The 26411-nt window shown below is 60.7% G+C and carries 17 protein-coding genes and 1 pseudogene; 2 read left to right on the plus strand and 16 right to left on the minus strand.

What is annotated here, in order from left to right:
* The 3 genes and pseudogenes from AC0L2C_RS28515 to AC0L2C_RS28525 all read right to left on the minus strand — a co-directional run.
* On the minus strand, positions 1 to 1817 hold a 1817-nt coding region (locus tag AC0L2C_RS28515), incomplete at its 3' end, for a protein kinase family protein (protein WP_473524986.1).
* A 7-nt stretch (positions 1818 to 1824) separates the two neighbouring features.
* Entirely contained in the window at positions 1825 to 2490 is a 666-nt protein-coding gene (locus AC0L2C_RS28520; protein ID WP_236372665.1) for a coiled-coil domain-containing protein, read from the minus strand.
* A 600-nt stretch (positions 2491 to 3090) separates the two neighbouring features.
* Positions 3091 to 3245, minus strand: a pseudogene (locus tag AC0L2C_RS28525) (IS110 family transposase); the annotation flags it as partial.
* Between the two features lie 160 nt (positions 3246 to 3405).
* Between AC0L2C_RS28525 and AC0L2C_RS28530 the strand changes: the two are divergent.
* Positions 3406 to 6384: a trifunctional glycosyltransferase/class I SAM-dependent methyltransferase/polysaccharide deacetylase gene (locus tag AC0L2C_RS28530; protein ID WP_473524987.1), complete on the plus strand. Its 2979-nt coding sequence runs from the start codon at positions 3406 to 3408 to the stop codon at positions 6382 to 6384.
* A gap of 59 nt (positions 6385 to 6443) precedes the next feature.
* On the opposite strand, the gene AC0L2C_RS28535 is transcribed toward AC0L2C_RS28530, so the two are convergent.
* The 5 genes from AC0L2C_RS28535 to AC0L2C_RS28555 all read right to left on the minus strand — a co-directional run bounded on the left by AC0L2C_RS28535 (position 6444) and on the right by AC0L2C_RS28555 (position 13716).
* Entirely contained in the window at positions 6444 to 7124 is a 681-nt protein-coding gene (locus AC0L2C_RS28535; protein ID WP_027154820.1) for a redoxin domain-containing protein, read from the minus strand.
* A gap of 18 nt (positions 7125 to 7142) precedes the next feature.
* A complete protein-coding gene (locus tag AC0L2C_RS28540; protein ID WP_473525005.1) occupies positions 7143 to 10442 on the minus strand; it encodes an ATP-binding protein in 3300 nt (1099 codons plus the stop codon).
* A 287-nt stretch (positions 10443 to 10729) separates the two neighbouring features.
* Positions 10730 to 12109, minus strand: a complete 1380-nt coding sequence (locus AC0L2C_RS28545; RefSeq protein WP_473524988.1) for a hypothetical protein — start codon at positions 12107 to 12109, stop codon at positions 10730 to 10732.
* A 184-nt stretch (positions 12110 to 12293) separates the two neighbouring features.
* Positions 12294 to 12818: a GNAT family N-acetyltransferase gene (locus AC0L2C_RS28550; RefSeq protein ID WP_287072582.1), complete on the minus strand. Its 525-nt coding sequence runs from the start codon at positions 12816 to 12818 to the stop codon at positions 12294 to 12296.
* A 73-nt stretch (positions 12819 to 12891) separates the two neighbouring features.
* Entirely contained in the window at positions 12892 to 13716 is an 825-nt protein-coding gene (locus tag AC0L2C_RS28555; RefSeq protein ID WP_473524989.1) for a hypothetical protein, read from the minus strand.
* Between the two features lie 186 nt (positions 13717 to 13902).
* On the opposite strand from AC0L2C_RS28555, the gene AC0L2C_RS28560 reads away from it, so the two are divergent.
* On the plus strand, positions 13903 to 15318 hold the full coding sequence (locus AC0L2C_RS28560) for an adenylate/guanylate cyclase domain-containing protein (RefSeq protein ID WP_027154825.1): 1416 nt from the start codon (positions 13903 to 13905) through the stop codon (positions 15316 to 15318).
* A gap of 36 nt (positions 15319 to 15354) precedes the next feature.
* Here the strand turns inward: AC0L2C_RS28560 and AC0L2C_RS28565 are convergent, their stop codons facing one another.
* The 8 genes from AC0L2C_RS28565 to AC0L2C_RS28600 all read right to left on the minus strand — a co-directional run bounded on the left by AC0L2C_RS28565 (position 15355) and on the right by AC0L2C_RS28600 (position 26357).
* Positions 15355 to 15834, minus strand: coding sequence for a class I SAM-dependent methyltransferase (locus tag AC0L2C_RS28565; RefSeq protein WP_128173712.1), 480 nt, complete (start codon positions 15832 to 15834; stop codon positions 15355 to 15357).
* A 209-nt stretch (positions 15835 to 16043) separates the two neighbouring features.
* The gene (locus AC0L2C_RS28570; RefSeq protein ID WP_091594734.1) at positions 16044 to 17225 is read right to left on the minus strand and encodes an ABC transporter permease; all 1182 of its coding nucleotides are present in this window, start codon (positions 17223 to 17225) and stop codon (positions 16044 to 16046) included.
* On the minus strand, positions 17222 to 18220 hold the full coding sequence (locus tag AC0L2C_RS28575) for an ABC transporter permease (protein WP_023797971.1): 999 nt from the start codon (positions 18218 to 18220) through the stop codon (positions 17222 to 17224). The genes AC0L2C_RS28570 and AC0L2C_RS28575 overlap by 4 nt, the downstream gene beginning before the upstream one ends.
* A 2-nt stretch (positions 18221 to 18222) precedes the next feature.
* Positions 18223 to 20121: an ABC transporter substrate-binding protein gene (locus tag AC0L2C_RS28580; protein ID WP_473524990.1), complete on the minus strand. Its 1899-nt coding sequence runs from the start codon at positions 20119 to 20121 to the stop codon at positions 18223 to 18225.
* The gene (locus tag AC0L2C_RS28585) at positions 20118 to 22013 is read right to left on the minus strand and encodes an ABC transporter ATP-binding protein (protein WP_473524991.1); all 1896 of its coding nucleotides are present in this window, start codon (positions 22011 to 22013) and stop codon (positions 20118 to 20120) included. Before AC0L2C_RS28585 ends, AC0L2C_RS28580 begins: the two co-directional genes overlap by 4 nt.
* Positions 22014 to 22178: 165 nt before the next feature.
* Positions 22179 to 23519 (minus strand): adenylate/guanylate cyclase domain-containing protein, encoded by a 1341-nt coding sequence (locus tag AC0L2C_RS28590; RefSeq protein WP_473524992.1) that lies wholly within the window; start codon positions 23517 to 23519, stop codon positions 22179 to 22181.
* Positions 23520 to 23723: 204 nt separating this feature from the next.
* On the minus strand, positions 23724 to 25067 hold the full coding sequence (locus AC0L2C_RS28595) for a nucleotide sugar dehydrogenase (RefSeq protein WP_473525006.1): 1344 nt from the start codon (positions 25065 to 25067) through the stop codon (positions 23724 to 23726).
* A 111-nt stretch (positions 25068 to 25178) separates the two neighbouring features.
* A complete protein-coding gene (locus tag AC0L2C_RS28600; RefSeq protein WP_473524993.1) occupies positions 25179 to 26357 on the minus strand; it encodes a DUF3095 domain-containing protein in 1179 nt (392 codons plus the stop codon).
* Between the last annotated feature and the right edge of the window lie 54 nt (positions 26358 to 26411).

Genomic DNA, 26411 nt, shown 5'->3' on the forward strand with positions numbered 1-26411 from the left:
GCCTCAAGCTGTCGGGCCGCTGCGCGTGCCCGATCTATCCAGGTGTCGGGAGCCTCACCCTCGGCAACGATGCGATCATTGACGATCGAAAGTCGTACTGAATCCGGCGGAGCCAGCGACGCCGCTAGCCGCTTCAGCACGAACTCCGGCTCAAGGCTCTGATAGAATTGCCACTGTGAATGAACGCGGGCGGGATCGACCTGCGTTCCGGACAGCAAAGCCTGCGGGTCGGCGGCAAGCGGGTCTCTCAGGCCGGCAATATAGAATTGGCCATCGCGCATCCTTTGTTCGGCAACGATGATGCCCGGCTGGGTTCCCAGTCGCGACACATAGGCCTGCCAGCGCTCCGCCTCGCGTGCTTCGGGGCTCACATCACGGACCCTGGAGATATCGAATACCGGTCCGCCTGCCTCAAGCTGTCGGGCCGCTGCGCGTGCCCGATCTATCCAGGTGTCGGGAGCCTCACCCTCGGCAACGATGCGATCCTCGACGATCGAAAGTCGTACTGAATCCGGCGGAGCCAGCGACGCCGTTAGCCGCTTCAACACGAACTCCGGATCAAGGCTCTGATAGAATTGCCACTGCGAATGAACGCGGGCGGGATCGACCTGCGTTCCGGACAGCAAAGCCTGCGGGTCGGCGGCAAGCGGGTCTCTCAGACCGGCAATATAGAATTGGCCATCGCGCATCTTTTGTTCGGCAACGATGATGCCCGGCTGGGTACTCAGCCGCGACACATAGGCCTGCCAGCGTTGCCCGGATTGCCAGGAAAGAAAGAACCAACCGCCTGCCGGAATCAAAACCAGCAGGACTGCAGCCACCACCAGCCACGGAAATCCCTGGTTTGAGTCCTCCTGCTTCAGTTCAACGCAGGTCCGCAACTGCGTCTCTATGCCGGCCAACTGCGAACTGTCGCCGTCAAACTGCTCTAAAGCCTGGGAGTATTCATCATGGATGCGAAACAACACATCGCGAACGATTTCATGTAATTCCTCTGGCGGATTTCCCCGGATCACCGCGACCAAAGTCGCAAACGGTCCAACTTCCGACCAGAGACGAAGCTCTCCGAAACGGATAGTGTCCAGGCCGCTTTGTTCTTTCTCGTTAAATGAGTCTTTCACAAAATCTTGAATAGCACTAAGCATCGAAGAAATGAGTTGAGGATCTTCGCTCGTTGCATTATCGGCTGTTACATGCGCTATCAAAATCCCGGAATTGCGGTTGATGAGAAATACATGCTCTACACGATAGACAAGAGAATGCTTAAGAACAACTTCCGAGAAGCTTGCACCCGTTCTCCAAGCTTCAAATCTCCACTTGAGCCCATGCCAGGTAAATATATGTCTTAGAGTTTCATTCAGCGACTGAAAGGTCTGATCGATCTTTTCCCCGATCGACTTGCGAATTGCCGGCAGAAACACCGGGTATAATATATCCGTAAGCGTACGCGGGCTCTTCTGGATGGACCGTTGCACGGCCCTCTCGACAGCTGGCGTAAGGGCCTCGCCGAGTTGCACATGAGGCGCACGTGCGGCTGCGCTGGGGAGAACACCCCCCACTGCAGACGCAAGCTGCTCAGGTTCGTCGAGCAGGTGCGCAACTCGTGAAAGCTCCGAAAGTTCCCGGCCGACCAGCAACTGGCGCAGCGTTTCCATGCGAGGATCGGCGGTTGGAACTCCGTCGAGACGCGCACGATAGTCCGGATCGACGTTCCGGGCAATTTCGACCAAAAGATTAGCCAGAGCCTCGCGATCAATCTCTGGATCGTTCGAAGCTGCTCTTTGAGGAAGGCTGATTGGGTCGACGGTCGACGTCAAGTTCCGATCAACTCACTTTCCAGCTGCGTTCCGAGTTGTGCTTGCTGCCGACGGGATCCTGATTTAGACATTTTGCAACCTCGACAAACAGGCCGGCCAAAAGATTTCGGTCGGTCTTGACGTTGCTGAGATCGGAAAACATTTTCTCAATCAGCATCTGAATGCTTTCATTCTTTTGCTTGATTTCCTCACGCAGCAATTGATCGCTTCGATTTATCCGGTCCGCCACTTCGCGCTCAAGCTCGCTCAATTGATCCGACAACGCGCGCACCTGCTTTTCAAGCGCCTGATTTTGCTCGCGAAGATTCCGGTCAATCTCCTTGTCGGCCTCGGCTCGTGCATCTTTTTCGTTCCGCAATTGCGCCGCGAGCGATTCGACCTGCTTCTTTGCATTCGACTCGTACATTTCAAGATTGCGCTTGGCCTCGGATTCGACATCCTTGAAGCGCTGCAAGAACCGTTCTTCAAGCTTGGAAAATCGGCGGTCGTAGTCCTGCATCTGGTTGCCGAACAGCAGATCACGTATCTTGTCGACACCTACAGCGTCGCCGGACACCCCGCTCTCGCGGGCCTGGACCCCCATGAAGGCCAGCCCGTTTCCATCTGGATTGTTTATCAAATTTTCGTCCGCTTTACTTGCCGAAGAAGCGGTACTCGAAGATTCCTTAGCCATCCTTATGCCCCTTCATTTGAACACCTGCCACAGTGCAAAACCCAAAAACGCCCAAACATGTCAGCAAAATAGCCGGCTCGCAAGCCGGAATCTTCTTGCCTTAAGCCAATTCGTGGGTCCCTTTTACATCTCTTGACTAGCGGCAAATGAACGGGTTCCGAGTTACGTCGCTCGCACATCTCTTCGTGATAGCAGGCATAACCGGCTAATCTAATCGACCATTTGACGCAATCTACTATAGAAATGAATAATACAATGTCAGTCTATAGCTACTTGAAACTCAATTAAGTAGCGCATATTCATTAGAAGTATCTAAAATAGCGGGTCTGGCGGTGCACATACTGTCTCGCACCCGGTTGTATACTGCGACGATCAGCTTCCGATGCGGGCCCAACGGTAGAAGGAAGGTCTTGTTTCGCACGGAGAATGGCTGTTCGAGAATGCACCTCGGAATCGAGGCGTTTCGGTCGATAGGAGGGGAGCAATAGTCCCAATCACTGCAGTCATTCACACCAACGCTTCAGTGGGCTTGTATCTATTGCGTCCCGATTGCAAAAGACGTCAGGTTGCCATAGCTATTGCACGATGCCAGGGACCGCAGCTCGTGGTCATGGCGCCGACTCCGGGGATCGACGACATGACTATGCGGCATGCTTGGCCTTGACGTCCCTCTGCGACAGCTGGCGCCCAAGCTCGGCGGCACGGATGCGAATGCTGCGCCCGGCTTCCAACATCGGTAGCACGACAGGAGCAAGCTCGCTCTGCAGCCAAATGGCGGCGTCGCGGCGGCTCGGAAGCGTTCGCAGGAGACTGTTTGGACGCAGTGTCGCTGAGGACCGTTTCCTTTGGCAGGAAATCGCCGGCTATGTTTCGGGACTCTTGTTCTACCTTCGAACCAGGCGCGGGTAAGACGGCGTGGCGCATAATCCCTTGGTTTCAATCGTGGTTCCTGCGCACAACGCGGAGGTAACGCTGCCGCGCGCACTCGATTGCCTTGTCGATCAGGAAATAGTGGATTGGGAGGCGATCGTCGTCGACGACGTCTCCACGGACGCCACCGCCGCGATCATCGCCGGCTATGTGGAGCACGATGCCCGGTTTCGGACGTTGAGCGCTTCTGCGTATAGCGCCGCCGGCGCGCGCAATAGCGGGATTTCGACAGCGCGCGGACGCTGGCTCATGTTCCTGGATGCGGACGATTGGGTGGACGCCGGCTTCCTTGCGAAAATGCTGGCCGCACTTGAAGCCGCGCCCGATGCGGTCGCCGCCTATTGCGGTTCCCGGCGCGTGATGCCCGATGGCGAACTCACCCCGTCGAGCATCCCGACGGAGGTTGCGATCCAGCCCTTCGAAACATTCGCGCGCCGTTGCCCCGTCCGCACTCACGCGCTGCTCGTCGACCGGAAGACAATTGTCGAGTTGGGCGGCTTCGATGTTTCGCTGCGCACCTGCGAGGACTGGGATCTGTGGCAGTGCCTGGCACGTCTAGGCAAACGTTGGGTGATGGTCGACGAGTCGCTCGCTTTCTATCGGACCAGTCCCAACTCGCTCACCCGCAATTCGACACAGATGCTGGCCGATGCGGAAATCGTGATCGCCCGCGGCTTTTCTCCTGATCCCAGGGTCAAAAAGCCAGCATCGGCTCATGCCAATGGTGCGATCGAAACGAACGGCCGCACCGCTTCCGAAGCACTCGCGTGGTTCGCGTTGTGGAACGCCGCGTCGGATTGCGGCAGCGGCCGCCGCTCGATCAGCCCGCAGACCCTGCGCGCGCTCCCGGCAGGACGTAAGTGGGCGCGTGAGATCGCCAAGGTGGCCTTCGATGGCCTTATGGTAGGAAGCCTATCGGTGCCAGCGCAATTGGCTGCCAGATGGGACAGGTTCGGCGGCTCCCTCACCGAGTTGATCACCGAACTCGGCAAGGTCTGGGACGATCCCGTCGCGGGGCGCCGCGTCCAGTATCACCTTGAGGAAATGCTTCTCGACTTCGACGATCTTGCCGCGCCGCGCCGGCTGGCGCGGACGCTTGCAATTCGCGTCGATATTCGAAATCCGACCTCGATCGAACTTCCGGAAGGAATCGATCAAATTTATGCCTATCTGATGATGGATGGCCAGATCGAGGCTGTCGTGCAGTTCGGCGTACTCGGGAAAGTGACAAGGCGCCATTGGATTGAATTGGCCCGAGATTTCGTGCCCCCTGAGCGGCTTATACACAGTGCCGCGCGGCTTGCGAGGCGACCGCCTGTACATGCCCCGCAACAGGGTGCCGGTGCCGACATGTCAGACATATCTGCAGCCGAGGCATTGTTGTCCATCGCCGGACGCCGGTCCGATCGGGACAGCCACTTCGGCAAACTCGCGCGGTTGGCCGCGGAAGCGCGGAGGCTGGTTCGGTCGAGCGCCGAAGCTACAGAGCCGCTTGCACCACCGCACCGTGCATCGGCTGCGGATGGGCACGACAATGATCGCAGGTCGTTCTGGAATCGCCGTTTCGCGACCGAGGATCCTTGGAACTACGGTTCGTCCTATGAGCAGGAAAAATATGAGCGGCAGCTCGAAATTCTGCCTGCTGGTCCGATCGGACGGGCGCTCGAGCTGGCCTGCGCGGAGGGGCACTTCACGCGGCAGCTGGCGCCGCGAGTGGGCCATTTGACCGCAACCGACATCTCCGCCGTCGCTATCGGGCGAGCGCGCGCGCGATGCAGCGATCAGCCGAATGTTGAGTTCGGCGTACTGGATTTCTGCGCGGACACGCTGCCTGGTGAGATGGACCTGATCGTGTGTTCGGAAGTGCTCTACTATCTGGATGATCTCGCCGAGTTGCGGCGCATCGCCAAAAAAATCGTCGAGGCATTGGCGCCTGGCGGCAGTTTCATCAACGCACACGCATTCGTATTACGCGACAATGTTGAAAGGACCGGCTTCGACTGGAACACATTCGGTGCACAAGCGATCTCAGAGACGCTGGCAGGGACCGAAGGCCTCGTCCTCGATCAATCGATCCAGACCGAGCTCTATCGCATAGACCGCTTCCGCCGCCTGTCACCGGACGAGGTGGCGACGGAACCGATGATCGATCATGCGCCAATCCGCGCGCGCCTCGAAATCGGGGTCGCGCGAAATATCGTCTGGGGCGGGGCGCGGGCCCTGCGCCGCGACGTTGCGCGTAGCGAGCGGCGGCAGCGTATCCCTGTCCTCATGTATCACAGCGTCGCCGATGAAGGTCCGGCCGCGCTCGCCCGTTTTCGGCTCACGCCCGCCGCATTCCACAGTCAGATGGCATGGCTGCGCGCCAATGGCTTTCACGCGATTAGGTCCGAGCAGCTGGAACGGTTCATCGCCAGCCGTCAACCTTTCGCTGGCCGCCCAGTGCTCATCACCTTCGACGACGGCTTCCAGAACTTTGCCGACCATGCCTGGCCGATCTTGCGAGCGAACGACCTGACCGCGGAAGTGTTCCTGGTGACGGACCTAGTGGGTGAAAGTGCACTGTGGGACGCCGACAGCGGTCCGCCGACACAGCTTATGGACGCCGGGACGGTGCGACGCCTCGCCGCCGAAGGTGCGTTCTTCGGAAGCCATCTGGCGACGCATCGCGCCATCGATGGTCTGTCGAGCTCCGACCTGGCCGCCGAGCTCCTGCGCTCTCGCATGTTCATCGAACGGTGGACCGGTCGGCCAACCACGGCGTTCGCGGCACCCTTTTCTGTCACCGACCGACGGCTTGGCCGGCTGGCCAAGGAGTGCGGCTATCGGATCGGCTTCGGCGGCAGACACGGGCCGGCGGACCTCGATTGCGATCCCATCGACCTTCCGCGCATCGAGATTCGCGGGGATCGCTCACTCGATGACTTTGTAGCCAAGGTCGAGGCCGTGCTCGAAGAACGGTGAACTCGTCTCGTCAGTGTCATTTCAGTGTCCCGCCCGTTTACCTTACCTCGTTCGCAAGTCTATTGGGCGACTTGGGACACGGCTGACATCAGCTCCTGCGGGCTTGGCGCCCCAAACATGTATCGCCCACCCTCTGGAACCTCCGTGAAGCTCCAGCGGACGATCCCCTGCCGGTCCAGCAGGAACTGACCGACCAGTTGTCCGTGTCCCGTTGCCACCATCTGCTCGTCGGCTTCGGTCACTTCGTAATGGTCCATCTTGTTGAGGATTTCGGTGGCCGCAATAGGATCCATAGGACCGGGCAACTCGCCTGGTATGTCGACCCGCATATCCTTTACCGCTGCCATCGAGACCTTGTACGGCCAGTTCGTCTCGTTTTGGGTGAATTCGAGATTGGGCAGTCCAAAAGCACGATGTGAAGCGCGCTCAGGGTCGGAGGCCGCAAGCAGATTCGGCATCGGGTGGTAGCGGAAATAGAGGCGCGCCCGTTCGATCGGGGTGTTGACCACCGTCAGGCTCTCCACGCCCTTTTCGCGCAGCTCCGGATCAAGCCGCGCCTGGGCGGCGATATAGCGCCGGCAAAACGCACAATGCAGACCTCGAAACAGGCCGACCAGCACCGGTTTTTGTCCGCGATAGTCGTCAAGCGCGATCTTGCCTTCCTGGGTAATGGCGTCGAGTACCAAGTTCGGCGCACGGTCGCCCGGTTGAAGCGGTACCAAGTCACTACGCGCGGACATTTCCAACCTCCAACCCGGCTAGTCGAGAAAAGGCAGCACCACAAGCGCTTCCGGGTCGAGCCCGTGCTGGGCGCATATGCCCTGCGCCAGGGAAAAGTAGCGTTCGGCCTCGGCCAGATTGTCGAGGTCGAGATTAAGCGTTGCGAGACCATCATAGCACGGAAACAGCAGTTGGGGTTCGCCCGTTTCGCGGGCTACGTCCAGTGCTTCGTGGAACAAGCCGACCGCCAGTTCCGGACGGCCGTGGCACTGGTGGATCTGCCCAAGCACGATCAACGGCACCGCCAGGTGCTCGCGCTGGTCGAGCGCCCGGTCGATCTCGATGGCCTTCTCGGCAGCAGGCACGCCCTCCGTTGGACAGCGATCCGTGAAAGTACAACAAGCGACAGCCAGATTGGCGAGAAGGCGCGCCTGGAAACCCAAATCACCAATATGGCGCGCCACTTCAAGACCGCGCCGACAGACCTCCATCGCCTGTGCCGGATCGATAGTCGTGTAAAGCACGCCGAGATTGGTGTAGCCGCGACAGGCCGCGCCCAGTAGACCGGCGGCTTCGGCCAATTCAATGCTACGCTCAACCTGTCGCACGGCTTCACGGCTTCGCCCAAGGCGAGCCAGCGCAACAGCCTTGGTATTAAGTGCCTCGGCGGTCACAAGAGTGGCATCACATCCTACCTCGGAGACATGCTCCGTTGTCAGAGTGCGTACGCAATCCAGCGCCGCGTCTGCCCATTTTACCGCGAGAGCGTGATCTCCGCTACGGAACGCCTGTCGGCCACGTTCTTGCCAGAGTTGCGCTTGCTCGATCGGAGCATCCGCTCCATCGAGGAGCGCTGCCGCTTCAGCATAGCGGGATTCTGCGTTGTCCCGCTTGCCGACGTCCCAGAGCAGCCGACCGATCTTACGCAAAACTCGCGCCGAAGCGACACGATTGGCTGACTCGCGGTATGCCTGCAACACCGTCTCGTAGTGGTGGTGCGCGATCTCGCGGCGGCCTACCGGGCCGCTCAAATCGGCAATGCGCTCTGCAATTGCCAGTTTGAGCGGTGTTTGCCCGATCGCGCCCAACGCAGTCAGTGCTCGATCGTAGAAACGAAGGGCGTCGTCGTTGGCGTATATCATGCGAGCGCGATCGCCCGCCGCCTGCAGGTAATGCGCGCCCTTCTCCCGCTCGGCGCTCTGTGCGAAATGATAACCGAGCACGGTCAAATCCTCGAGCCGTTCCGGCTTGTCGCCGCACAGTTGCTCCAAGGCAGCGCCGACCCGCCCGTGGATGTCGGTCCGGCGTTGCAGGAGCAGATTCTGGTAGATCACGTCCTGCAGCAGTGTTTGCGTAAAGCGGTAGCCTTGCGACGAGACCGAGCCTGATCCGGCAACTTCCTCGATGATTTCCGCATCGCAAAGCAGTTCGCAGCCGGCTTCTAGCCGGCCAGGGTCGGCTGTCACGGTTTTCAGAAGTGTGGCATTGAAGCGCGGGCCGATTACCGCGGCTTCCTGGGCCAACCGGCGCGCCTCTTGGGGCAGCCGGTCGACGCGAGCAAGCAACATTGCCTGGATAGTGGCGGGAATGCCGGTTGCCACTTCGCCTGCCACAGTCCGCCATCGCTGGCCCTCGCGCATCAGTACACCGCGATCGATAAGGCCGCGAACGATCTCCTCTACAAAAAAGGGGTTGCCGCCCGCGCGCTCGAGGATCTGGTCGAGAAGCCCTCCCGCGGAGTTTACCCAGCTCTCGCCGAAAAGCGCCGCCAGCAGGCTGCGTCCGTCATCGCTGTTGAGGGGCGAAAGCCTCAGCGCTGTGTGACTGACCCGACTTGAGTCGAGCTGGTCATTGTCCGGCGCCGGACGATGCGTGACCAGCACCATCAACCGCGTGCGCACTAACCTGTCCATCACGAAACGTAGTGCCTCGAGCGACACGGCGTCGGCCCAGTGCAGGTCTTCGACGACAATCAACAGCGGCGACAACGCAAGCCGCCGTTCGATGATTGTGCGGACTGCGTAGAGAATTTGCCGCCGCAGCTGCTCGGGCTCGACATGCTGCAAGGTGGTATCGGGGTCGCCAAGGCCAAGCACATGGTAGAGCAAAGGCATCAGCCGCTTTGCCTCCTCGCCCTGCAGGCCGAGATCGGCAAGCAAGCCTGCGAGCTTCCCCCGCATTTCGTCCCCATTGTCGTTTTGCATCATCCCGGCAGCGCTGCGCACCACTGCGCCCAAGGCGCCAAATGATTGTTCGCCCAGCGGTGAGCACGTGGCCTGCCGCACGGCGACGTTGCGAAAACGATCCTCGTCGCCGACGCGGGCGACGAACTCGTTCACCAGCCGCGATTTCCCGATACCGGCTTCTCCGACGAGGCGGACAAGTTGGGCCGAGCCGCCGCACGCCTGGTCAAGGCACGCCAGCATTCTATTGAGCTCCGCACCACGACCTATTATCGGCGCACTGAGGCCGAGCGCCTCGAGCCCACGCGCTGCACGCGGCGCCGCAAGCGGTGCATCCAGTCGATGGACGAGCACACTGCCAGCCTTGCCGCGAAGCACGACATCACCCAGCGACTCGTAAGAGAAGGCGTGCCGGGTCAGCCTGTGAGTGAGCTCGCCTACCAGCACCTCACCCGGTGCGGCCAGCGATTGCAGGCGTTGCGCCGTATTCACTGTATCGCCGGTCACCGAATAGGATTTGGCGGTGCCGACCCCCAATCCGCCAGTGACGACCGGACCAGTGTTTATGCCGATATGGAGTGACAGAGGCGAGCCGGAGTGGGGGGTGCTTTCGCCGAGCCGCGCCGTCCGGGCGATCATGTCGAGAGCGGCGCGAAGCGCACGTTCCGGATCGTCCTCATGCGCGACCGGCGCACCGAACAAAGCGAGCAGTGCATCGCCGATGAATTTGTCGACGAAACCACCAAAGTTTCGCACGGCCGCCGTCAATTCCTTGAAAAGTTCGTTCTGCAGCGCTTGCATGACCTCGGGGTCGAGCTGCTCGCTGAGTGTCGTGAAGCCGCAAAGGTCGGCGAACAGGACCGTTACCGTCCGGCGATCGGCGTCAGAGACGGGATACAGCCCATCTTCGCTTTCGATGTTCGGAAGCAGCGACGGAGTTCGAGAAGGCTGCACAATGGTCCGGCTTGGCGTCGGAGCAGGCCGTTCGACGGCTTTTGCGGGCGCACCGACGCTTGCCCCACATTTCGGACAGAACTCGAAATCAGGTGCGCAGCGGTAGCCGCAACTGGCGCATGGCACGGGCTGGCGCCTGCCACACCTCGGACAGAAAGCGTAACCGCCCTCAACCTCGAAACCGCAGCCCGAGCAGTCCATCGAACAAGACCTCACTAGGGGCCGTGACGGCGTGATCTCGCTACGCACTTCACGGCCAAGGTTCACAAGAATGAACCGATAGCCGTCGACCAGCAAGCGGCAGCGCAAATGGGCATCGAGCGATCCGTGTGGGTCCGGTGGCAGAGCGCTGCCGATCGAGGCGGAAGCCGCCGTCGAAATCCCGAAAGGCATCAGCGTCAAGGACGCGGCCGGATCAGACGCCAGAGGCTCACCGATAGATCGCCGTCGCTTGCGGTTGCGCACCAGAAAATCAACCTGAAGTAGGCTCAGTTCGCCTTGATCTCTGCCTGGCCGATCTTGCGCCATCGGGCGTTTTCGCGAACCAGCTTCAGGTCGTCGGTCGCCTCGGCAAACGTCCGCAAACGGTATTGCCGGAGCAGGTCCGGGAAGACCGCCCCTTCCGGCAGGCCGGCAAGCTGCTCGCGGACCGAGATCTTTTCGTCGATGACCCGCATGCCCCAGGCGTTTTCCCGAACCCGCAGCTCCGCAGCCAGATCGCGCTCTTCCGGCGCGTTTTCATCCAGCGCAGCCAGCAGGATCGAGTGGAAAAGCGCTACATAACCAATCTGTCTCAGGCCGCCCACAACCCGCACGCGCGGCAATATGGCCAGGACGAGGAACATCAGGAACAAGTTCGGCAGCAGCACGCCGTCCAGTAGCGCCTGCCTGAGATGCGGCCGCTCGAACGGAATGGAAAGACCATGCGGCCTGCCAGGCTCGATCAGGTGCCCGTTCTCGAGGACGAGCTTGCGCACGCGCTCCTCGCGGATGCCCCAGAAATAGGCCGTGGCATTGGGCAGGAATCTGCCAAATGGGCTCGATGCGGCTGCTTGCAAGGCACGTTCGAGACGCTGGCGCCTTGCGGGCTCAAGGAGCAGCCTGGAAACAAGGCTGCCGTCATGTTCCAGATGCCGCGCCATGGCAGCCGCGGCGAGCCGATCATCGATGAAAACCGGCTGGGCCATGCCGGAACGATCCCAATCGGCGACCAGATCCTCGTTGAGGGCTGTCAGCGCATCGGCGGCGGTTCCAAACACCTTGTCCTGGCTGGCAAGCAGTGTGCCCAGCCAGCGGCTGGCATCCGTTTCGTCGCCCACCGCTTCGAGCGCGCGCTTGTTGAGGGTGACGGGACCGGCCACGCAGGCGCTTTTGCGGCACAGTTTGTGGCGCCCCATGCCAAACAGGTTGACCTTGTCGTCACCGACATCGAGCCATCCCGGCCCCTCCCGGCCAATTGTCTCCATGGTCATCGTCGTTCCCATGAAGCTGAAGAAGGCCGACAGCCCGTTTTCGACCGCGCCGAGCCAGGCAAGCAGGAGGGCATCGAAGGTGATCCGGTCCATCAGAAGCAGGCAGTGCAGGCCGGACTGAATCACCGGTCTGTACTCGAACTCGTCGAGGACCTTGCCGATCTCTTCAGGCTGCATGATCACACCAAGGCGCTGATGCAGGACTTCGCGCAGGATCGAGCGGGCAGCGATCGCCGGGCCCGATGCAGGCCTTGCCACCGGCCGCCACAGATGGCGGGCGTAGTCGGAAACCGGTGCATTCCAGTTCTGCTCGATGTCGCGCACGACTTCCGGGCAGAGCAGCGACAGCACTGCCAGAATTTCCACCGGAGGCGTAGGGTCAAAGACGGCGGTCATTGGTCCCGTCTAGCCGCTTGCGGTGCAAACGCCAAGGGAGACCAGACTTGCTGGATGCGACCGGCCCACACATGGAGGCGAAATTGACCGTATCCAACGCAGGTCTCCATGAGCAATCGCCTGTTCGCGCCGACTCGGCACGAATTATCAGATTGGCTAAACAGTTAGGACCAAACAGCGGATCTCAGAACCGCAGCCGGGCCATGCTCAGGAGGTCATGGTACTGGCCGTCGGTAAAACCGGCCTTCACATGTCGGCCTTCGACCTTGAAGCCGTGTCTTGTGTAGAGACGGATGGCCGGTTCGTTGTCGGCATAGACGGTCAATTCGACCCGCTTCAGGGCGCGCCAGTTGTCAGCCACGTCAAGCAGCGCGCCAAGTATGGCAGAGCCGATACCCTTGCCGACAAAGGCATCGTCAAGGCCGATATTGATCTCGCCGATATGCGAACGGCGCGGCGAACCCTGCACGACCAGGCTGCCATGGCCGACGACCTTGCCGTCCAATTCGGCAACGATCCAGGTGGTTTCCTGGCCGGACTTGGCGATGCGCCGCTCCACCTGCTCCACCATCTCGAAAGGCATCCTGAGCGTGCCCCAGCGGAAGCCCGGCATGTTGAAGATAGCGCAAAGCGCCTCCGCATCGCTTAGCCGGATGGACCGGAGCTGCGGCTGGATTTTCTTTGGGGATGGCGAGGTCGTGCTGGTCATGGCTTTCCCGGCGAAGGCAATCGGCCGCCACGATGCACCGGACGTCACCTGAAAATCCAGCCGTCTCTGCAACCTATGATGCCGGATGCGAGCTAAAATACCGGGAGGCGGCGTAGAGTTTGAAGACGCCGCTGATGCCGATCCAGCCGAAAAGGGCGAGCCAGCACAATGTTCCGGTCGCTGTCCAGTCGATCCGGTGCACCGCAGCGTCGGTGATGACGAGGCCAAGGATGGCAAGCAGGCCAATCAGAAACTGCGCCAAGCCGAGCACCAGCAGTTCCTCGGGCGGCGCGCTTCTGCAGACGAGATATATACCGCCCGCCCCGGCCAGGAAGATGGCGCTGTAGACCTGAGCGTGGAAGGCATCGATCGGCCATGGCCAGATGCTGCCGAATGTCAGGGGAAACAGCAACAGGCCGACGCCATAGAGCCCAAGGATCGCCGATTCCACCGGCATGTAGCCGCGCCACACGGGGGTTAAGGTCACGCCTTTTGCTGAAGGACGGGCCCTGGCCCGCCACAGGAACAGCCCGGATACCGCGACCGAAGCGAGATAGACCAAAAACCAGAGCCAGGGCGCTTTGCGCTCGAAGTTGAAATAGCCGAGATTGATGAACGAAGCCACCGACACGATGGCGGTGAAGATGAAGGCCATGACGAGCACGAGCCGGCCGGGTGACCAGCGATTCCAGACCAGCAGCGCCGCCATCACGACCATTTCGGCGGTGTAGAAGCCGCCGAGGAAGCGGGCATTGAAAGGCGTGACGGCCCAAGGCCAGCGCGGCTTGACCAGCACAGGCGCGAAAAACAGGCCGGCGCCGACGATCAGGACGATGATGACCACCACAGAGAAAAGGCGCAGGGCCGCGGGAAATGGCGGGTTGTTGGATGTCGGCATGGGAGAAGACCCCAAAGATGAATGCCCCGCCATCCTAGTGCCGCTTGCGGCCAGTGAAAATCCGCCGAATGGAAATTGAACTGTCACCAGGCTTATCTATTCGAATGGCCGTACGATGCGTTTCGAAGTAAGATGGAGCACTCGGACCAAAGACGCCTCGGGGGCGCATTTTCCGGAGCCTGCACGATGAACGAAGCTCAGGATCTGTTCTCGCTTCTGCGGCAATCGACCGATGTCGATCCGCAGGCAATCGACGCGATCAGGCGAACCATCGCGGAGGGCAAGGACCGCGAACTTTGCCGCATCAATGCGCCAGCCTTCGCCAGCAAGCATGGCCTCGACGAGGAACGCGCCATAAGCGCCTTTCTCCATGCGGCGCGGGTGGGCATCTTCGACATTTCCTGGAATGTTCTATGCCCCGGCTGTGGCGGCGTGCTCGACTCCAACGCCACGCTGAAAACCCTGCAGAAGGACGAATACACCTGCGCGCTGTGCTCCGAGGGCTATTCGCCGACCCTCGACGAGATGGTCGAGGTGACATTCACCGTCAGTCCTCGCGTGCGCAGGATTGCCGCCCACAATCCACACGAACTGCCGTTGGTGGAATATTTCCGCCAGATCTACTGGGCGTCCGGCGTCGATCTGCCGGAAGAGGATTTCGCGAAAAAGATAGAAGCGTTCTCGCTGGAGGATATCGAGCTTGCCCCCGGTGAAAAGGCGGTTCTGCCCATCCAGCTTCCGTCTGAGTTCGTCATCGTCTTCGAGCCGGTCACCCATTCAGCGCAGTTCATCGACGGGAAGGGCGAACCAACAAAAGAGCGCCGAAGCCTCTCTTTGGTCTTCGACCGCGACCATGTCCAGAACCAGACGCTGGAGATGCAACCCGGCCCGTTGCGCATTTCGCTGGAGAACAGGACCGACACCCGCGTGCTGCCGACGGTCTTCATCGCCGGCCAGGAATTGCATGATCTCCTGGGCAAACGCCGGCCCTTCCTGACCGCCAAGCGCCTGCTCACCAACCAGACGTTCCGCGATCTCTATCGCACGGATACGCTCGACATCGACCAGCGCCTGAAAATCACCAGCCTGACCTTCCTGTTCACCGACCTGCGCGGATCGACCGAGCTTTACGAGCGGGTTGGCGATCTTTCAGCCTTCGATCTCGTGCGCGTGCATTTCCAGGTTCTGCACGAGATCGTCGCGGCAGAGGCAGGCGCGGTGGTGAAGACGATCGGTGATGCGGTGATGGCGACCTTCGCGACGCCCGATCGTGCGATTGCTGCGGCCCTCAGGATGCGCGATGCCATGCGTGAGCTCAACGACAAGAGCGGGCGCGAGGATCTGCTGCTCAAGATCGGAGTCCATGCCGGCCCCTGCATCGCCGTGTCTATGAACGAGCGACAGGACTATTTCGGCCAGACGGTCAACATTGCTTCGCGGGTCCAGAACCTTGCCAACGCACAGGCGATCTTCGCCACTCGTGCCGTGGTCGACGACAATCTCACCGCCGATCTGTTGCACAGGAACGCGCTGACGCCCGTGCCCCACGAGGTCTCGCTGCGCGGCATTGAGCGGGAGATAGCAGTATATATGATCCCCTGAAGATTTGGCCCCGAAGATTTGGGTCGTCTCGGCCCCTCACACGCGCCTGCAGACAAAATAACGATCGGCGGGCACCGAAGGCGGCGGCTGGAGGCGTTGCAACAGCGGGTGCTCGAGGGGCGTGCCGCTGACCGCGAAGCCGCCGACGCGAAGCAGGCGCGCGATCAGATCGGGAAGCCAGGTAGAGGTCACTGCGTCGCGATCGTCATAGCCGGTGCCGATGTCAGCATGAACGAGAGCCGCGTCGATGCCAATGAACCTCTTCGCCGTCTCGCGTATTTCGCCGAGCACGAAGTCTTCAGCGTCGGGAATTGAGCTGGCGTGTGCGCTAAGTTCACGGTCGAACACCACGATCCGGCGTCCGGGCAGGCGCTCGCGCAGATGGTGGTACGTACGGCCGTTGCCGAGGCCGAGTTCGAGCACCGGCCCTTCCATCTTCGCCACCTCGGGGCAAACCTGATCGAGAATGTCGCGCTGTGCGGTCATCCTGCTGATGAAATTCTCAAGGCGAGTCATATGCGTGTGTGTCCTGAAACCAGCTCAAGAGATCAGCAATGCCCGCGACCAGAGCGGTTCACGGGTGAAACCCGAGGGCGACATGTTAACCGCCGATCGCGTCCCGGCACGTATAGAGGCGAACGATGAACCCTGCAATAACCGAACAGGCTGCCGACAGGATCATACCGGGTGGAGCGGGTGGCCCGGCGCGCGGCGGAATAGCGATCTCACTTGTAGGGATCTGCAGCGTCCCGCAGGCCGTCGCCGAGGAAGTTGAACGCCAGGATGACGAGAATGACGGGGAGCATCGGCAAAAGCAGCCATGGATAGAACGCGATGACGCTGACGCTGCGCGCCTCCGTGAGCAGGATGCCCCAACTGGTTATCGGCGCCCTCAGGCCGAGCCCGAGGAAGCTCAGCGCCGTCTCGCCCAGGATCATGCCGGGTATGGAGATCGTCGCCGTCGCGATCAGATGCGACATGAAGCCGGGAATGAGATGCCGCCCGATGATGCGGCTGCTTCTGGCGCCCATCAATTGCGCAGCCAGAACGTAATCCTCCTCGCGCAACGCTAGAAGCTTCGAACGCACGGCCCGCGCCAATCCGGTCCAGTCGAGTAGCCCGAGGATGACGGTGATGCCGAAATAGATCAGGATCGGACTCCAGGTTATCGGCATGATCGCCGCCAGAGCCAGCCATAGCGGAATGCTGGGGATTGACTGCAGAACTTCGATTATCCGTTGAACGATCAGGTCGAATATACCGCCGTGATAGCCGGCCAGTCCGCCGATGACGATGCCGAGCAGGAAGCTGAAACTGATGCCGACGAGGCCGATTGTCAGTGAAATGCGTGCGCCATAGATGATGCGCGAGAGCACGTCGCGCCCCAGCCTGTCAGTGCCGGCCAGAAAGAGCTGGCCGTTTTCGGCAGGGCAGACAAAATGCCTGTCACCTTCGATCAGGCCCCAGAACCGATAACTGTCGCCCTTGCAGAAGAAACGGATCCGCTGAACATCATCTTGATTCTCGATGTAGTTCCGCTTGAGCGTGTCCATATCCAGCGTCATCTGGCGGCCATAAACGAACGGCCCGACGAACTGGCCGTTGTGGAACAGGTGCACCCGCTGCGGCGGCGAATAGATGTAGTCCATGTTGCGCGTGTGCAGATTGTAGGGGGCCAGGAACTCGCAGATCAGTATTCCGAAATAAAGCGCTGCCAGGAATATGCCTGAAATAACGGCAAGCCGGTGCTCCCGGAATTTCCACCACATCAGCCGCAACTGCGACGCCTGAAAGACCTTCGACTGCTCCGGCGTCATCGCCTCGACCGACTCCAGGTCAAAGGGCGCGGTAGAAACGTAGTGTTGCAGCGGAGCACCCGGAGCGGGCAGCGGCGAATGCGTGCTCATTTGGTGCTACCGCCCTGCAAACGAATTCTTGGATCAAGCAGCGCCAGCGCCAGGTCGGAAATCAGGACACCGATGACCGTCAGGAAGGCGAGGAACATGAGGAACGACCCTGCCAGGTACATGTCCTGGCTTTGCAGCGCCTTGATCAGCATCGGCCCGGTCGTTTCCAAAGACAGCACGATCGCCGTGATTTCGGCGCCGGAGATGATGGCCGGCAGGATAGAGCCGATATCGGAAATGAAGAAATTGAGCGCCATGCGCAGCGGATATTTGACCAGCGCCTTGAACGGATGAAGTCCCTTGGCGCGCGCGGTCACGACATATTGCTTGTGTAGCTCGTCGAGAAGATTGGCGCGCAGCCGCCGGATCATGCTTGCCGTGCCCCCGGTGCCGATGATCAAGACCGGAATCCAGAGATGGGCGAGGATCGACTTCGCCTTGGCCCAGCTCATCGGCTCGCCGAGATATTGCTGGTCCATGAGATGGCCGATGGATGTGCCGAACCAGATGTTGGCGAAATACATCAGGATCAGCGCCAGCATGAAGTTCGGAATGGCAAGGCCGAGAAGGCCGAAGAGAGTCAGGCCGTAGTCGCCCCAGCTGTATTGATGCGTGGCGGAGTACATGCCGATCGGAAAGGCGATGAGCCAGGTGAAGATGATCGTGACGAAGGAAACCAGCACCGTCAGCCACATTCGGTCCCCGACGACGTCGCGGACCGGCAGCTCATATTCGAAGGAATAGCCAAAATCGCCGCGCAACATCCCGCCGACCCAGTAGAAGTAGCGAATGACCGGTGGCTGGTCGAAACCATAGTCCTTGCGCATCATCTCGATGCGATCGGAATCCACCGCTTCGCCCTGAGCCCGAAGCTCGGCAACATAGCTGTCGAAATAGTCGCCGGGTGGAAGTTCGATGATCGTGAACACCAGTGCCGATATGACCAGCAGCGTTGGAACCATCACGGCAATGCGCCAGACAAAATATCGAAGCACGCTCAGGACTCTCCAAGCCAGAATGTATCCGGCATGTAGACACCGAAATAGGCGGTCGGGTCGTAGCCGTAGAGCGCCTTGTCAGGCAGATTGCGCAGCCGCGAGGACACCAGAACCGGCTGATGCGTTCCGTTCACGGTGCCGATCGAAAACACCTGATCGGTGTAGATCGACAGCATTGAGTTCCAGATTTCGGCACGCTCCGTGGCTTCGGTCGATGCCTTCCAGCGCTTGAGCAAAGCCATCAGCTCGACCACAGGCGGAAGATCGGGCGCCTCACCGACCTTGCCATGAGACAAGTGGTGAGCACCCCAGAGCGGCCATTGCAGCTGGTCGTCCATAGTTGGGGCCAACTGGTACGGGTTCATGTCGGCGGTCGGCACGCCATTGTCGATGCCCGACCACATCGACATCATGATCTGGCCGCCAAGCGCGCGGCTGCGGAAGATATCGCGCTGCGAAGTCCGGATGAACAGGGCGATCCCGATCTTGCGCCAGTGATCGGTGATGAGTTCGAGCGCGTCGGTTTCCAGCGTGCTTTCGCCGGCCGTCTCCACTATGATCTGCGCTGGGCGTCCGTCGGGAAGTATCCGCAGGCCGTCATCGTCACGCGTCTGAAGCCCGGCCTCGTCGAGCAGGGCATTGGCCTGGTCGGGATCATGGGCGACCCAGGCTTTCGCGAATTCCGGCCGGTAGAGCGGGCTCTCCGGCAGGACCGTATCGGCACTTTCCTGCCCCAGTCCGTAGAACACGGCCAAATTGATCTCGCGCCTATCCACAGCGAGCGAAAGGGCGCGGCGCACGCGAACGTCACGAAGAAGGCCACGCCACACCTGGTCGGCACAATTCAGATTGGGCAGCAGCGCCAGCCGCGAACCCTGTGTGCGTTTCCAGAGATGCATCTTCACCGGGTAGCGCTTCTCCGCATCCTTCAGGAAGGAGTAGTCGGTGAAGTCAATTCCCATGCTTTGCAGGTCGCTCTCGCCCGCACCGGTCTTGGCGGAAATGATCGCCGGCGAGCTGACATTCATGACAATCCGGTCAACGTAGGGCATTTGCCGGCCATTCTCGTCTACTCGATGAAAGAACGGGTTGCGCTCGAAGACGAATTGCTCGGCCGGGGGCTTGGTCCGGTTCCGCCATGGATCGAGCGTCGGCAGTTCCGGGTTCTCCGGGCGATACTGCCGCGACATGCGGATATGCAGGAGCGTCCATTTCTTGGCCCGGTTCTCCTTCATCAGGCCGGCGAGCCGAAATGGATCCTGGTATTTCTTGTGGAACTGCTTGAGATAGGTGGCCGGCAGAACCAGCGATAGCGGCGAAGCAGCAGCAAGCTTGGGCAGGAAGTCGGGATTGGGCGCATCCCAACTATAGCGGACCGTCGACGGATCGACGATCTCGAAGCGTGGCGGCTTGGCGTTCGCCAGCAGGGCAGGGGCAAGCCCGCCTTGCGAAAGCTCATCGTTCAGCCAGACATCTTCCCAGCAATAGCGAAAATCCTCCGGCGTCAGCAGGCTACCGTCAGACCATTTATGGCCTTCCCGAATCTTGAACGTGAAGACGCGATCATCCGCTACGTCGAAACTTTCGAGAATGTCGGCTTGCAAGTTGAGCTTTTCGTCATAGCCGACCAGGCGAGCATACCCGTAGATCGTCATCATCCGGATATCTTTCTGGCTGCCGATGATCGTGCGCAGCGTGCCGCCATACTGGCCGGGCTGCCGGCCCATCGCGGCGAGGTTCAACGCGCGCGGGCTCTTGGGCAAGCGTTCGGCGAGTGCCGGCAGCGCCTTGGCCTTCAGCTGCGGCTGAAGAAATTCCGGCTCCAGATCGCCGGCGCGCGACGTGCCCGGCAGAAATGCCGAAGCCATAAGTCCAAGGACGGTGCGCCGGCTGATCAATGGCGTAACTCGCTGACATCGGCCGTACGCCGGGCCAGCACGAGGTGGCCGCCGCCAAGGTCGAGCGGCGACAGCATATCCTTGTCGCTCTCGTCGCGGAATTGCGGTCCCCATGCGCTGGTGTCGGAAGCGCCGTCGAGCTTCAGCGTTGTGAAGTCCATCGGCCTGTCGAGGTCGGGGAAAGGTACTGCGGCGAGCAGTGAGCGCGTGTAGGGGTGGACCGGTTTCCTAAGCAGAATTTCGCGCGGCGCGAGCTCGACGATACGGCCGCCGCACATCACCGCGATGCGGTCTGCCATGTAGTCCACCACCGCCAAGTTGTGGGATATGAACAGGTAGGTCAGGCCCAGTTCCGTCTGCAGGTCCTTCAGAAGATTCAGGATCTGCGCCTGGACGGAGACATCGAGTGCCGAAACCGGCTCGTCGCAGATCAGGAGTTCGGGCCCCAGCGCCAACGCGCGCGCGATGCCGATACGCTGACGCTGCCCGCCGGAGAAACTGTGCGGATAACGCTTTATGAAGCGCGGATCGAGCCCGATTGCCTGCATCAGGCTCTTGACCGTGACGAGTCGGGACGCGGCATTGCCACGTTGATGGATCTCCAGCGGCTCGCTCAAGATGTTCTCCACCGTCATGCGAGGTGAAAGCGACGAAACCGGGTCCTGGAAGACCATCTGGATTTTCGCGCGCAGCATGCGCAGGGCGTCTCCCTCGGCTTCCAGGACGTCGATCGGACCATCGCGGCCGTTGAAGATCACAGAGCCGCCGCTTGGGGTGACAGCCCGCATGAGGATCTTGCTGACGGTGGTTTTGCCGGAGCCGCTTTCGCCGACAAGACCCAGACACTCTCCCCGCCTGATATCGAAGCTCACGCCGTCGACGGCGCGAACAGAGGTTTGATGATCTCCGCCGAACCATCCGGACTTGCGGATGGTGAAGGTCTTTGTCAGATCCCTGACCGACAGCAGGATGTCGTCCGGCCCCTTCGATGCCGGCGACGTCTGCTTGCCGAGCAGGTTCCCGACATTCACCGGCACCTCGCGGAGCGCCTTTAGCCTTTCGCCAGGCTTCAGGTCGAAATGCGGAACGGCTGCCATCAGGCCCTTCAGGTAAGGGTGGCCTGGCCGGCGGAATATCGCCTCGACAGGTCCCGCTTCCATGATCTCGCCATGGTACATGACCACCACCTCGTCGGCGACATTGGCGACCACGCCAAGGTCGTGCGTGATCAGCAGCATCGCCATGTTCAGCTTGGCCTGAAGCCCGCGCAGCAATTGCAGGATTTGCGCCTGGATGGTGACGTCCAACGCCGTTGTCGGCTCGTCGGCGATCAACAGGGCGGGCCGGCAGATAAGCGCCATGGCGATCATGGCGCGTTGACGCAATCCTCCCGAAAGTTCAAACGGATACATGTCATAGGCGCGCTTGGGGTTGGGAAAGCCGACAAGGTCGAGCATTTCCTCGGCCTGCGCCTTGCGCTCTGCCCGCGCCATGGGCGTATGAATCTGCAGGGATTCGCTGACCTGATTGCCGACCGTGTGCAGCGGCGACAGTGATGTCATCGGCTCCTGAAAGATCTTGCCGATGCGGCTGCCTCTCAACGCCCGGATTTCGGGTCCGTCACGCGGCATCTGCAGGATATCCTGCGTCGTGCCGGGCTTTTCAGGATCGGAAAACAGGATACGGCCGCGAGCATGGGCTGTGTTCGGCAAAATGCCCATCACTGCCTGGCTGAGAACCGATTTTCCGGAACCGGACTCGCCTACAAGCGCAGTGACCTTGCCGGGCAAGACGCGAAGATTTGCACGTCTGACGGCATGCAACGGTCCGCCGATAATGGCAAAAGAGATGCCAACATCCTCGATCCGCAGCAGATCAACACCCGAATTCATTCTCATACCAGCCCCACTCTGGCAGCCCGCCGGGCGGCGGGCCCAGAAAGCGAGACTAACGCATTGGCAGCGCAGAGCAACTTGGATTCGAAATCGGTCGCCAGTTCCCTGGCGGAACCGGCGACCGGACTGCGCACCAAAGGCGTTCGGATCAGATCGTGGCGGTTACTGGAGCTTCCTCCGGTCGGCCGCCGACAGCCGCGCTGCATCGCGATGAAGTAGCATGACCTGCTCGGCGTCGGATATTCGGTCGTGAATCGGCTCCAGCGCACCGTCTTCATCGAGTGCGAGAGCACCCGACAGATCGGGTGAAAGCACCGTCAGCTTCTGTTTGACGCCCGCCAGTTCCTCGTTGCCGAGCGTCAGCCAGCTGTTGGCGCCGCAATAGCTGGCGAAGTCTTTGCTGGCGAGAACGCTGTGCGGATATTTCTTGGTCAGGGTCTGGAGGCGCTGGACCTCGTTTACAGCCGAGCCGAAGACAGAGAATGTGAGCCGGTCCGTAAGTCCGACATTGCCGTACATCACATTGCCGACATGCAGGCCGATGCCAAAGTTTATGTCGCCCAATCCCTGCTCCTTTCTGCGCAGATTGAGATCTTTCATGCGCGCCGTGGCCTTGTGCGCTGCCGCAAGAGCAGCCTGGCAGGCGATCTCGGACTGCGAGCGGTGCCTTTCGCAAGGGAAGACGGCAATGAAGCCATCCCCCAGGAAACTCATGATCTGCCCGCCTCTGCGATTGAAAGGTGCAGCAATGGCATCGAAGAACTGGTTCAGCGTATCGATGTAGATTTCGCGGCCGGAAGTTTCGGCAAGCCTTGTCGAGCCGCGCATATCGGCCATGACCAGTGCGGCCCGGATTGTGTCGCCCTCGCCGCGCTTGATCTGGCCGTCCAGCACGCGCCTGCCGGCGTCGCCGCCGAGATACGTGGTCATCATGTTGTCGGCCAGCTTGGTGAGCACCGCCATCTTCGTTGCGATAGCGAGATGGTTCTGGATGCGCAGCAGCGCTGAAATCATGCTGTCGCTGAAGCCTGCAGCGCTGTCGGTCGACCAGGACCCGAGCATGCCCTGACTGGTATTGCCGTTGAAGGGATGCACGAATGCCATGTAGTCGGTCACGCCCATAAGCCTGAGGTCATCGAAAACAGGAAATTCCGACGGTACCGACGGGTCGAGCCGGCGCCGCAGATGGTCGAGCTTGTTGCTGAGCAGATGGTAGTATGGGCTGGTCAGGAATCTGTCAGAATGAGCGCCGTCCTCTTTGCGGAAGCCTTCCACTTCCATGCCCTGGCCGCGAAGCCAGGTGAAGCCAAGCGCGTCATAAAGCGGATGAAGCATCGAAAAGCTCAAATGCACCCGCTTCAGCGGCAGGCCGGCAGCAGCCAGCCGTTCACAAAAACCCTTTACCAATGTTTCCAGGGCGTCGCCCGCCAGCGCCGATTGGGTGAGCCAATCGGCAACCTTGTCCATGAGAATGCTGGAAATTTCTGCTTGCGCTGTGCTCATGCTGTCTTGAGACCCGTCGAAGACGAGCCATTCTCCTTTGATCCGCCCCAACACGCTCCGCTAACGACCCCAGGGACAAGACCCCCGAAATCAATGAAGCCGGCTTTGGGCAAAAGCCGGCGAGGGGCATTATGTGGCGAGGCTGCCGGGGGAGTGCAATCACGATCCTGACATCAGGCAAAAAAATCGCCGGCTCAGTCGCGGTCAGGCCTTCACCACCGTCTCTCGGGCCAGCCCGAGGCGGCCAAAAACATTGCGTGTGTCGATGATCAGAAGAGCGTGATCAGCGATCGCCTGATAGTCGATCGCGTCGTGGTCGGTTGCAATGACGACAGCATCGAAATCCTTCAATGCCGCCTCGGTCAATTCGACCGAGCGCCGCCCCTTGATCGTCATATGCTCCCGTGTCGTCGGGATCTCGGAAACATGCGAATCGTGAAATTCCGCCTTGCCGCCCCATTCCTCGATGAGTTCAATGAGCCGCAACGAGGGGCTTTCGCGGATGTCGGGCACATTCTTCTTGTAGGCGAGCCCGATGATGAGAATGCGCGAGCGGCTGAGCGCCTTGCCGCAGCGCCGGTCCAGCGCCTTCGCCAGTTCATCGATCACATGACGCGGCATGGCCGTGTTGATCTCTGCCGCCAGTTCGATGAAGCGGGTCGGCATTTCGTATTCGCGCGCCTTCCACGTCAGGTAGAAGGGATCGATCGGAACGCAGTGCCCGCCAAGTCCGGGGCCAGGATAAAAAGGCATGTAGCCGAAGGGCTTGCTCTTTGCCGCCTCGATCACCTCCCAGATGTCGATGCCCATCGCACCGAGCACGACCTTCAACTCGTTGACCAGGGCTATGTTGACCGAGCGGAAGATGTTTTCCGTCAGCTTGACCGCCTCGGCGGTCGCCGTGGTGGAAACCGGAACGACGGTTTTGACCACGCCCTGGTAGAAAGCCTGCACGAGTGTCGCCGCTTCAATGCCGTCGCCTGCCACGACCTTGGGGATCGTCGCGACTTCAAAGCTGCGGTTGCCGGGATCCTCGCGTTCGGGCGAGAAACCGAGGAAGAAGTCTATCTTGGACTGCAAGCCGGTTTCTTCCAGTATCGGCTTGATCACGTCGTCGGTGGTGCCGGGATAGGTGGTCGATTCCAGCACGATCAGCTGGCCGAGACGCAGATGCTTCGCTACGGTGCCTGCCGTGTTCCTGACAAAGGAGAGGTCCGGCTCACGGTTTTTCGTCAGCGGTGTCGGAACGCAGATGATGATGACATCGCAGACGGCCAGTTCGGCAAAATCCGCAGTGCCGCGGAACCGTCCGCTCGCCACCTGGCCGGCAAGGGCTGTCGGCGTCACCGCCTCAATGTAGGATTGGCCGTTGTTCAGGCTCTCGACCTTCTGGGCTTCGATGTCGAAGCCGGAAACCGGGAAGCCGGCGCGTGCGATCGCAACTGCCAGCGGCAACCCGACATAGCCCAGCCCGATCACGCCGACTTGCGCGGCGCGCGTCGAAATCAGGTTCAGAAGACGGTCATATGTCGATCGTGAGGCGTCCAAAAATCTGCTTTCCGTCAATTCGGACAGGCCGTCCGCGCCCATGGCGAGGCTCACCTGGTTCCCCAAGAACCCCGAGGCATATTGCGGAAAATCGATTTCCGCAAGCTGTCGTCAGACCGGCACCTTCGCCTTCAGGCTTGCGGCGGCCATCGCATAGCCGCCGGCGGCGCCATCGATGAAATGAACGTGATCGCGCTGCAGTGGCGAGGCGACGAGGCATGTCATCAAGGCCGATTTCTGGCGGTGCAGGCCATAGTTGCAGATGCCCGCCTCTTCCGCCTGTTTCAGCCGGTTCTCGATCCGTTGCAACACGTCCGCGTCAACGTCGATTGTCATCTTCAAGCCGTCGTCGAACTTCCGGAAATCCGAATTGCTGGCCACGTCGCGTTTGTAGATCTTCGGATCGAAGCTGCCGATCGTCCAGCCATATCTATCGGTGACAGCCGTAAGCGTCAGCTGGAACAATATCCACAGCTTCGACAGCCACCGCCATCCTGCCGGCGCCATGGCCCGCGCCTCGATATCGAGGCCGGCGGGCGAAAAACTGTAGGCCGGACCGTTCACCGGCAACGGGTGGCCATCGCGTTCCTGCCCCCCGGCAAGGGCGATGATGTCGGAAGCCAAAGACTGAAAACCGCGCAAGTCGCGCGACGCCCCCGGGATGGCTATGATCGAGACGATTTCGCCATGCCGGGCGTCGATCGGGTTCCAGCGGCAGGAGAGGCCGGTAAGATCCGGCCGTGTGCCGGCTGGCGCAGGATCGATGCGGTAGCGCCCCGCTTTCATCTCGGCTTCCGCCCAACTGCCGCCACCGCCCGCGAACATGGCATAGAAGACCGCTTCGGAGGCCCGGAACCTCGCCACGCGAACGTCGAGGCCTTGCGCTCTTATATCCTCTATCGGCACGATTGCGGCACGCAAGGTCAGGTCCAGTTCGTCCGCCACCCATCTCTGGACAGCGGCCAGCGCGTTGCGGGTGATCTCCAGTGCCGAGCCGGGAAACGCCACGAGCGCGCCGTCGCCGCCGAAGACAAAGGGAAGATCTCGCCGACCCAGCGCATTGAGCAGCGCCGAGATAACGCTGGCGCCGGCCATATTGACGGTTTTATAGCGCCCAGCGTCGATCGCCTTGGTCGAGCCGACGATGTCGGCGGTGGCCAGCGCCCAGCCATCCGGGAGAGGCCGATAGTTATCGATATCGGCAACGCTTTCGAACCTTGCGAAGACCGGCAAAGAAGCGACAAACGGATCGGACGCTGCAGCTGTTTCCATGAGCATTAGATACCACATTCCACTGCTTGAAAGTGAGTCGATCATGCTTCGAAATTGACTTGCGCAGGCTTT

Source organism: Mesorhizobium sp. WSM4845, assembly GCF_055811455.1.

Bases quoted from the DNA above. Each gene is read 5' to 3' on its own strand.
- AC0L2C_RS28520 (WP_236372665.1), bottom strand. From the start codon at position 2,490: ATGGCTAAGGAATCTTCGAGTACCGCTTCTTCGGCAAGTAAAGCGGAC.
- AC0L2C_RS28535 (WP_027154820.1), bottom strand. From the start codon at position 7,124: ATGTCCGCGCGTAGTGACTTGGTACCGCTTCAACCGGGCGACCGTGCG.
- AC0L2C_RS28540 (WP_473525005.1), bottom strand. From the start codon at position 10,442: ATGGACTGCTCGGGCTGCGGTTTCGAGGTTGAGGGCGGTTACGCTTTC.
- AC0L2C_RS28545 (WP_473524988.1), bottom strand. From the start codon at position 12,109: ATGACCGCCGTCTTTGACCCTACGCCTCCGGTGGAAATTCTGGCAGTG.
- AC0L2C_RS28550 (WP_287072582.1), bottom strand. From the start codon at position 12,818: ATGACCAGCACGACCTCGCCATCCCCAAAGAAAATCCAGCCGCAGCTC.
- AC0L2C_RS28555 (WP_473524989.1), bottom strand. From the start codon at position 13,716: ATGCCGACATCCAACAACCCGCCATTTCCCGCGGCCCTGCGCCTTTTC.
- AC0L2C_RS28560 (WP_027154825.1), top strand. From the start codon at position 13,903: ATGAACGAAGCTCAGGATCTGTTCTCGCTTCTGCGGCAATCGACCGAT.
- AC0L2C_RS28565 (WP_128173712.1), bottom strand. From the start codon at position 15,834: ATGACTCGCCTTGAGAATTTCATCAGCAGGATGACCGCACAGCGCGAC.
- AC0L2C_RS28570 (WP_091594734.1), bottom strand. From the start codon at position 17,225: ATGAGCACGCATTCGCCGCTGCCCGCTCCGGGTGCTCCGCTGCAACAC.
- AC0L2C_RS28585 (WP_473524991.1), bottom strand. From the start codon at position 22,013: ATGAATTCGGGTGTTGATCTGCTGCGGATCGAGGATGTTGGCATCTCT.
- AC0L2C_RS28590 (WP_473524992.1), bottom strand. From the start codon at position 23,519: ATGAGCACAGCGCAAGCAGAAATTTCCAGCATTCTCATGGACAAGGTT.
- AC0L2C_RS28600 (WP_473524993.1), bottom strand. From the start codon at position 26,357: ATGTGGTATCTAATGCTCATGGAAACAGCTGCAGCGTCCGATCCGTTT.